Here is a 7429-nt window from a genome sequence, read left to right as displayed (position 1 = left end):
GGTGCGGTCGATCCGGCGGTCGCTTCCTACCTCACCTGGCAGTCGACGCAGTTCATCCACAACACCCTGCGCATGCTGCTCTCGGTCCCGCTGCGCAACAGTTAGTTCCAGGCTTTTTCCCAGCGCTCCGCTGCCCAGTCGCGCACCTCGCCGCTGAGCAGAATCGCGGGTAGCAGCAGCGCGAAGCCGATCAGCAGGATCGCCAGGCGTACCCACACACTGAGTTCGCCGAGGGCGCGCAGCAGCGCGGGCAGGACGCAGAGCACGGCGAGCGCGACGAGGACGATCGCCGCGAGATTGTGTCCTGGCCCGGCGATCAGCGCGGCGCAGACACCGAAGCACAGGCCGAGGACCAGTCCGCCGACGCCGACGAAGTAGTTGTCCCAGGAAAGCCAGCTCGGGCGGGTAGACCGGTGAGTGACCACGCCGGGCAGCCTAGCGCGCTCAGCTGTCGCTGTGCGGCGGTCTGGGCCACGGGTTTTCCTCCAGCTGTTCGACCGATCGGTTGAACTTGCGCATCAGCCTGCTGAGCTCGGTGACATCGTCGGCGTTCCAGTCGGCGACGACCTTGCCGATATCGCTGCTGCGGTGCCGTCGATCGGCTTCGAGCGCGGCCTTGCCGTCGGCGGTCATCTTGATCTTGCGGGCGACACCGCCGTCGGGATCGGGAACTCGTTGCACCAGTTCCTGCTTCAACATCGCGCCGACCTGGCGGTTGATGGTGGAGATGTCGAGCTGGAAGGACTCCGACAACTCGCGCAGGCTCAGCGGTTCGCCGAGATCGAGCCGGGTCAGGATGAGGAACGCCGATCGGTCGAGCAGGAAACCGGGGCGTCTGCGGGTGGTGGTGGGGAAGTGCCGCGAGATCAGGTTCAGCTCGAACACCAGGCGGGTGAAGGGGGTGTCGTCGGCGGGGCCGGAATCGGGCATGTGCCAACTATGTCGTGTGGGTCACCCCGGCACCAAATTGTGTACTATGCACATGCTGTGTACTGTGCAAATTCGTGTCTGTAACTGCCGAGGCCGCACCGGCCATCCCCGAAACCCGACGTCCGGCCCCGGCCGTGCTGATCGCGGTGCTCAGTACGGTCGGCATCGTCGTCTCGCTCATGCAGACGCTGGTCATCCCGATCATCCCGTCGCTGCCGACCCTGCTGAACACGTCGGCGTCCAATGCCTCCTGGGTGGTCACCGCCACCCTGCTGGCCGGCGCGGTGTCGACGCCGATCGCCGGACGACTCGGCGACATGTTCGGTAAGCGCCGCATTCTCGTCACCAATCTCGGGTTCATGATCGTCGGCTCGGTGGTCTGCGCGACCGCGAGCTCGCTGCTGCCCGAGGTGATCGGCCGGTCGCTGCAGGGCATCGCGGTGGGCGCGATCCCGCTGGGGATCAGCATCATGCGCGACGAACTCCCGCCCGAGAAGGTCGGCGGCGCGATGGCCGTGATGAGCGCGACCCTCGGTGTCGGCGGTGCCGTCGGCCTGCCGTTCTCGGCGCTGATCGCGCAGAACGCGAACTGGCACATGCTGTTCTGGACCGCGGCCGGACTCGGTGTGGTGTGCGCGGTGCTGGTTGTGGTGTTCGTGCCGGAATCGCCGGTGCGCACGCCCTCACGCTTCGACTTCGCTGGTGCGATCGGCCTCTCGATCGCCCTGCTCACGTTGCTGATCGGCATCACCAAGGGCGCCGACTGGGGCTGGGCCAGCGGCTCGATCCTCGCGCTGTTCGGTCTGTCGCTGGTGAGTTTCCTCGGTTGGGGCGCCTATGAACTGCGCCGCACCGCGCCGCTCGTCGACCTGCGGGTCTCGGCCCGCCCACGGGTGCTGTTCACCAATATGGCCTCGATCGCGGTGGGCTTCTCGCTCTACGGCATGTCACTGACGTTCCCGCAGCTGCTCATGGCGCCCGAGCAGACCGGGTACGGTTTCGGGCTGTCGATGGTGGTCGCGGGCCTGGTGATGGCGCCGACCGGTCTGGTGATGATGCTGCTTTCGCCGGTGTCGGCGCGCCTGACGGCGAAGAAGGGCCCGAAGTTCACGCTGGCGCTCGGCTCGGCCGTGATCGCTGTCGGCTACCTGTGCGCGGTCGTGATGATGGACACCGTGTGGCAGATCATCCTGTCGGCGGTCATCGTCGCGGGCGGCGTCGGCCTGGCGTACGCGGCCATGCCCGCGCTGATCATGGGCGCGGTGCCGCTGAGCGAGACCGGCGCCGCCAACGGCCTCAACTCGCTGATGCGTTCCATCGGCACCTCGACCTCGGCGGCGGTGATGGGTGTCGTGCTCGCCCATATGACCATGCAGCTGGGCCCGCACATGGTGCCGACCCGGTCGGCGTTCCACACCGCGTTCTTCATCGCGATGGCGGGTGCGGTCGCGGCGATCGCTTTGACCATGTGTATCCCGATGGGCAAGAAGAAGGCCGGCTGAGTCAGTCCGCGATCGGCGAGTACACCACCAGCGACCAGTCCCGGCGCGGCACCAGGGCGGCGCCGAGGGAGTGCACCGCCATCGGCATCGCCGCGCCGGTGTGCGGATCGCGCAGCTGCACCACCGGGCCGTCGGGTCCGTGCGCGGCCGGGGGCTCGGTGGTCCAGAACTTCTCCCACTCGGGAGCCTGCGCGCACGTGCCGACGATCTCGGCGATCCGTGCCCGCGCCGCCAATCCCGGCCCCATCACGCGAAACCCGTAGACGCACATGTGCACTTGCTGCTCCCAGTCGACCAGGGCCGCCTTGGCGCGCGGATCGAGGAGCATCCACTCGAGCATCGACTCGCCCGTTTCCAGGCCGGGGAAGACGAGCCGCCACGCGGCATTGGTGGCCAGGACCTCGAAGACCGGATGTAGTTGCAGGCTGGCCGGATGGGTGATCCCGTCGATCAGCACCTGGTCGGCCGGGCGGACCAGCGACGGTGGCGAGTCGTAGCGAGGGGCCACCGACAGCGAGACCAGATGGTCGCGGAACACTTCGGGTACGTCGAGCGCGTCGAACAGTGCGGTGAGCGCCTCCAATGTCGGTGTGCGGGTACCCTGTTCGATCTTCTGGATGAGAGCGGGCGAGATGCCTGCCGCCTCGCCGAGCGCCGCCCTGGTCAGGCCCGACGATTCGCGGCGTTCGCGCAGGTACCGCGATATCGACGCGTTCGGGTCTTCCACAATGCACTCCTGTTTCGGTCGCCGGTACAAATTGGGACAGTCGTCTAGCTTGACCGAGGGTAAAGGTTTCGCTGACACTCATGTCAGCCGAGCGGGAGACCGCCTGGCTGCCCGGTCGCCGCGCCCAGGACGATTTTCGGCCTTTGTGCTGGTCGGGCCAGTGTGTTCCGGAGCGGAAGTGTTCGACACCACCCCTGCGCGGATGATTGTCGCCGGAGGGGACGGCGCGCGCGCTCGCCTCGTGCGCGCCGAGAGCGATTGCCGGGCTGATACCCGGGTGGCGCAGGGGTCCATCCGGTGGTCGCCCGTCCGCTTCGGAAAACACGCGTGAGCGGGAACCGAAAGCGCTCGTGATTCGTCCAATAGGTCAGAAGGATGAACGAGAGCGGGGGGCGATGACGCAGATTCGAGCCGAACGACCTGGACGGCGCACGTCCTGGATCGCCGGCATCTCCGGGATGCTGGCGGCGGCGACGGTCGTCGCCGTCGGACTGGTGTGGTGGCAGCACGATTGGGGTGATCAGTTCCCCGCGCTCGACAGCGAACGTCTCGACGAGCAGCAGATCGTGCTCGTGGACGTGTTGCGCCGCGAATACGAGCAGCCCGGCGACGGCCCGAAGTACGCCGAGGGCGTCCAGGAGGCCTGGTGCGCCGACTTCGTGAGCTGGACGATGCGCGAGGCGGGCAGGCCGCTGGCGAACCCGAACTCCGGTTCCTGGCGCATCCCCGGCGTGTACACACTGCAGGAGTACTACCAGCGGGTCGGCCGATTCACCCGCCCCGACGTCGGCTACCGGCCACGCACCGGCGACGTGGTGCTCTACGGTCCCGACAGTCCGCTCGGTCAGCACACCAACATCGTGCTGAAGGCGGAGGGGGACACGATCACCACCATCGGCGGCAACGAGCTGGGCGGGGTTCGGGTACGTACCATCACCCCGGCCGAAACCGCAGATCTGGTCGGTTACGGGCGATTCTGAAATCGATTGGCGCTCAAGACAACTGCGAGGATCCTGGACGGCGGTACCACGCTGATACCCGTACCATGGAACTCGCGGCGCCCGGCAGCGCCGTTGCCGGCTCCTCCGTCCTGCTTCCCCCTCATCGGCAGGACGGGGGAGTTGTGCCACCAGCAGCGGGTTCGCCGACGTCACGTACCGTGTTCGATGTGCGTGTGAAGGTGGACGAAGAGCCACGTCGTGACCCGATGTGGATCGAGTACGCCGATTTCGGCGAACGGTTCGTCACCTACGCGGTGACCGAGGAGCGCATCGCCGCCGCCGTGTCGGGGATGACCGGGCGTGGCGTGAAGATCGGACCGTTCTCGCTCGGGCCCGCAGGATTGGCCGGTTTCGTCGCCGAGGGCACGCTGGGCACCCCCGTGGTCACCCGCACGCCCGGTGACGCGCTGAGCTTCGGCGTGCGGATCCCGCTGACCCTGGCCGTGAACCTGGTTCTCGGCGGACGCAAACTGCGCCTGGCAGCCGTGGTGGAGATCGGGCTCACGCTGCACGCCCGCACCGCCGCTCCGCTGCTGGTCGTGATCGATGTCGCCCCGGTGACGGCCAAGGATGTCAGCTTCACCTTGCGCGCCGAGGCCATCGACGGTGCGTGGGAAATGCTGCTCGACCCGATCGCGGGCCTGGTGCAGCGCGAGGTCGCCAACCGGGTCAACGCCATCGTGGGCGATCCGAAGGTCCGTTCGGAGCGCGTCTTCGACATCGAGGCGATCCTGGACGGCTACCGCTCACCGCATCGCAACGACACCGTTTTCGACTGGATCGACTACCGCGAGTTCGGGCTGCGCTTCTTCACCACCATCGTCACCAGGGATCGTGTGCACGGCGTGGTCGGTCAGCTGGCGGGCAGCGCGATCGAGGTGGGACCGTTGTCCGAGGGCCCGCGCGGCGCGGCCACGGTGACCGTGCGCGGGGCGATCGAGCAGCCACGGGTGATCGACCGTGGCCTCGGTGAGCCGGGTGACCTGCGGATCTTCGATATGACGCTGCCGGTGGGGCTCGACATCACCGTCGACGTGCTCAAGGCCAACCACTACCGTGCCGACCTGGAGATCCCGCTCGTTCTCACGGCACGGGCCGCCGAGCCGCTCCAGATCGTGATCGAGGTGCCGCCGCCCGCGCTCGAGGACATCTCGATGGAGTTCACCGCGAAGGGCCTGCGGGCGGCCACCCTCGGCCGATTGGCCGGGATCAAGAAGCAGGTGATGGCACAGGTCGTCGCGGTGGTCAGCACCGAACTGGCCGATCCGACCGGACGCACCATCGATGTGGGCGCGGCGATCGACGGCGCTGCCTGACTCCTGTGACTCGTGGGGCGAATGTTGCCATTGGTTCTGGCGGTTCCCCTGGGGTTGTGGTGCAATGAGTCGCACGTTCTAGACTCCCGGCGCGCGAGATTCGGGGAAGGCGCGCCGGGTTCGCTTACCGGTTGAAGGTCGGGTTGCGCGAAGGAGTCCTGCGATGCGTTCTGTTCCGGTGACCCGGCGGAAGTTCTTCGGCTTGGCCGCCGCCGCGGCCACGATCGGTGCCGGCCTCGCCGCCGCACCCGCCCGGGCCCAATCCTTCGGCACCATGGTCGACTACGCCGCGGGGGTCCCCTCCGCCGCGTCGATCGCGGCCGAAGGACATATCGGCGTCATCCGCTACGTCTCCGAGCGCAGGCCCGGCGCGGAGTGGATGGAAGGTAAACCGCTGCTCGCCGCCGAGGTCGAGGACCTGTGGACGCACGGCCTGTCGATCGTGTCGAACTACCAGTTCGGCAAGGGCCCGACGGCCGACTGGCGCGGTGGCCTCGAAGCGGGCAAGGAACACGCCGAACGCGGTTGGGCCATCCACACCGCCGCGGGCGGACCCGACACCGCGCCGATCTACGCCTCCATCGACGACAACCCCTCGGACGAGGACTTCGAGGAGATGATCGCGCCCTATATCGAGGGCTGGCAGTCGGTGCTCGGACCCGACCTCGTCGGCATCTACGCCAACGCGCCGACCATCGACCGCGCACTCGACGCGGGCCTGGGTTCCTGGTTCTGGCAACACAACTGGGGCACCGAGCGCGGATTCGTGCACGACTCCGCGCATCTGCACCAATTCGAGATCGACAAACGCTCGATCGACGGCATCGGCGTCGACCTGAACCGGGTGCTGGCCGAGGACTACGGCCAGTGGTGAGCTAGGTCTGGCAGTGGCAGGTCGCTCCGCACCGGATATCGGGCTCGTCGTCGGGCATCACGCGCAACGCTGACCGCATCTCGGGCTCGGCGAGCACCCCGCGCCACGACATCAGCGACCACCGCGACAGACCCGACAGCGCCGACCCGACGCTGGCGAACGACAGCGAGGAGATCGCGGACCCGAACGACCCGATCGAGCCGATGGACAGCACCGATCCGACACTGCCGATCGACAACACCGAATAGGCCGATCCGATCGACAGGATCGACCCCTCGGATCGATACGACAGAATCGAGCGGCTGCTCCGAATCGACCGAACATTCCGGGAAGAACCGTGCGTGGTCGCCATGGATCCCGGTTTACCACACCGCTCAGCCGGCGGGAACCCTGCGCCAGCACACGGCAACGCGAGCACGGCAACCATGGTCTGGCCGCCGAACGCAAACCTCCCCGCGGCTCAGGTCCGGCCTGAAGTCGCGGGGAGGCGGGAGAGCATCTCAGACGGTGAAGAAGCCAAGGGTCGGCATGAACGTGCAGGTGCGCGGTGCGGCGCCTTCGGCGGCGGTGGTGAGCGAACCCGAGATCACCGCGACCACGCGGCCGTGGCCGGTGTTGGCGATGGCCGACAGGGTGGCCGGACCGCCGGGGTTGATCTTGGCCTCGTCGGTCAGCGTCTGGATCGCGGACTGACGGGTGTCGAGGTTGAGCCACTGCACCGTCATCGGCGGGTTCTGCTCGCCGGTCGGGGCCTTGGTACCGAGCGCGGTGAATACGAAACCGGCCTGTCCGGCGGCGGGTCCGGGCGGGGGCAGCTGCGCCGGACCGGCGACCGCGAGCGCGGTGCCGACCGAATCGGCGCCGTCGCCGATGCAGCCCTTGCCGATCGTCGGGTACAGGAACTGCGCGATGGCCGGGCCGTCCTGCGGGAGCTCGGGACCGCCGCCGCCGCTGCCGTCGAGGAAGGTGATGATCCGCTCGAGGGTGGCCTTGATGGCGGGCGGCAGGTTCAGCGTGGCCAGTAGTACGCGCGCCTGATCGAGCAGGGCGGTCTGCGGGCTGGCGACGTCGGCGGGGCC

Annotated in this window: 9 protein-coding genes; 4 read left to right on the top strand and 5 right to left on the bottom strand. The window is 68.0% G+C overall.

The genetic code is table 11. The features are described from left to right. Positions 1-101: 101 nt before the first annotated feature. Positions 102-425, bottom strand: a complete 324-nt coding sequence (locus ACFWF3_RS17090; RefSeq protein ID WP_378996551.1) for a hypothetical protein — start codon at positions 423-425, stop codon at positions 102-104. A gap of 19 nt (positions 426-444) precedes the next feature. After that, positions 445-930 (bottom strand): MarR family winged helix-turn-helix transcriptional regulator, encoded by a 486-nt coding sequence (locus tag ACFWF3_RS17085; protein ID WP_379314417.1) that lies wholly within the window; start codon positions 928-930, stop codon positions 445-447. Positions 931-1004: 74 nt separating this feature from the next. On the opposite strand from ACFWF3_RS17085, the gene ACFWF3_RS17080 reads away from it, so the two are divergent. Then, positions 1005-2432, top strand: coding sequence for an MFS transporter (locus tag ACFWF3_RS17080; RefSeq protein ID WP_378996547.1), 1428 nt, complete (start codon positions 1005-1007; stop codon positions 2430-2432). Between the two features lies 1 nt (position 2433). On the opposite strand, the gene ACFWF3_RS17075 is transcribed toward ACFWF3_RS17080, so the two are convergent. Next, positions 2434-3159, bottom strand: coding sequence for a helix-turn-helix domain-containing protein (locus tag ACFWF3_RS17075; RefSeq protein ID WP_379314416.1), 726 nt, complete (start codon positions 3157-3159; stop codon positions 2434-2436). Between the two features lie 395 nt (positions 3160-3554). Between ACFWF3_RS17075 and ACFWF3_RS17070 the strand changes: the two genes are divergently transcribed. From ACFWF3_RS17070 to ACFWF3_RS17060, 3 genes are all read left to right on the top strand, one after another. After that, positions 3555-4139, top strand: coding sequence for a CHAP domain-containing protein (locus ACFWF3_RS17070; RefSeq protein WP_379314415.1), 585 nt, complete (start codon positions 3555-3557; stop codon positions 4137-4139). 188 nt (positions 4140-4327) lie between these two features. After that, complete coding sequence (locus ACFWF3_RS17065) at positions 4328-5476, top strand: hypothetical protein (RefSeq protein WP_379314414.1); 1149 nt, start codon at positions 4328-4330, stop codon at positions 5474-5476. A 163-nt stretch (positions 5477-5639) separates the two neighbouring features. After that, the gene (locus ACFWF3_RS17060; protein ID WP_378996538.1) at positions 5640-6350 is read left to right on the top strand and encodes a DUF1906 domain-containing protein; all 711 of its coding nucleotides are present in this window, start codon (positions 5640-5642) and stop codon (positions 6348-6350) included. 1 nt (position 6351) lies between these two features. On the opposite strand, the gene ACFWF3_RS17055 is transcribed toward ACFWF3_RS17060, so the two are convergent. After that, entirely contained in the window at positions 6352-6702 is a 351-nt protein-coding gene (locus tag ACFWF3_RS17055; protein WP_379314413.1) for a hypothetical protein, read from the bottom strand. Between the two features lie 148 nt (positions 6703-6850). Then, positions 6851-7429: hypothetical protein (locus tag ACFWF3_RS17050; RefSeq protein ID WP_379314412.1), on the bottom strand; the 579-nt coding region annotated here is incomplete at its 5' end.

Origin of the sequence: Nocardia sp. NPDC060220 (assembly GCF_042727815.1) — a bacterium.
In the GTDB taxonomy this organism is placed as follows: domain Bacteria; phylum Actinomycetota; class Actinomycetes; order Mycobacteriales; family Mycobacteriaceae; genus Nocardia.
Note: the sequence above shows the minus strand (reverse complement) of the source record. Positions and strands in the feature narration are given on the sequence as shown.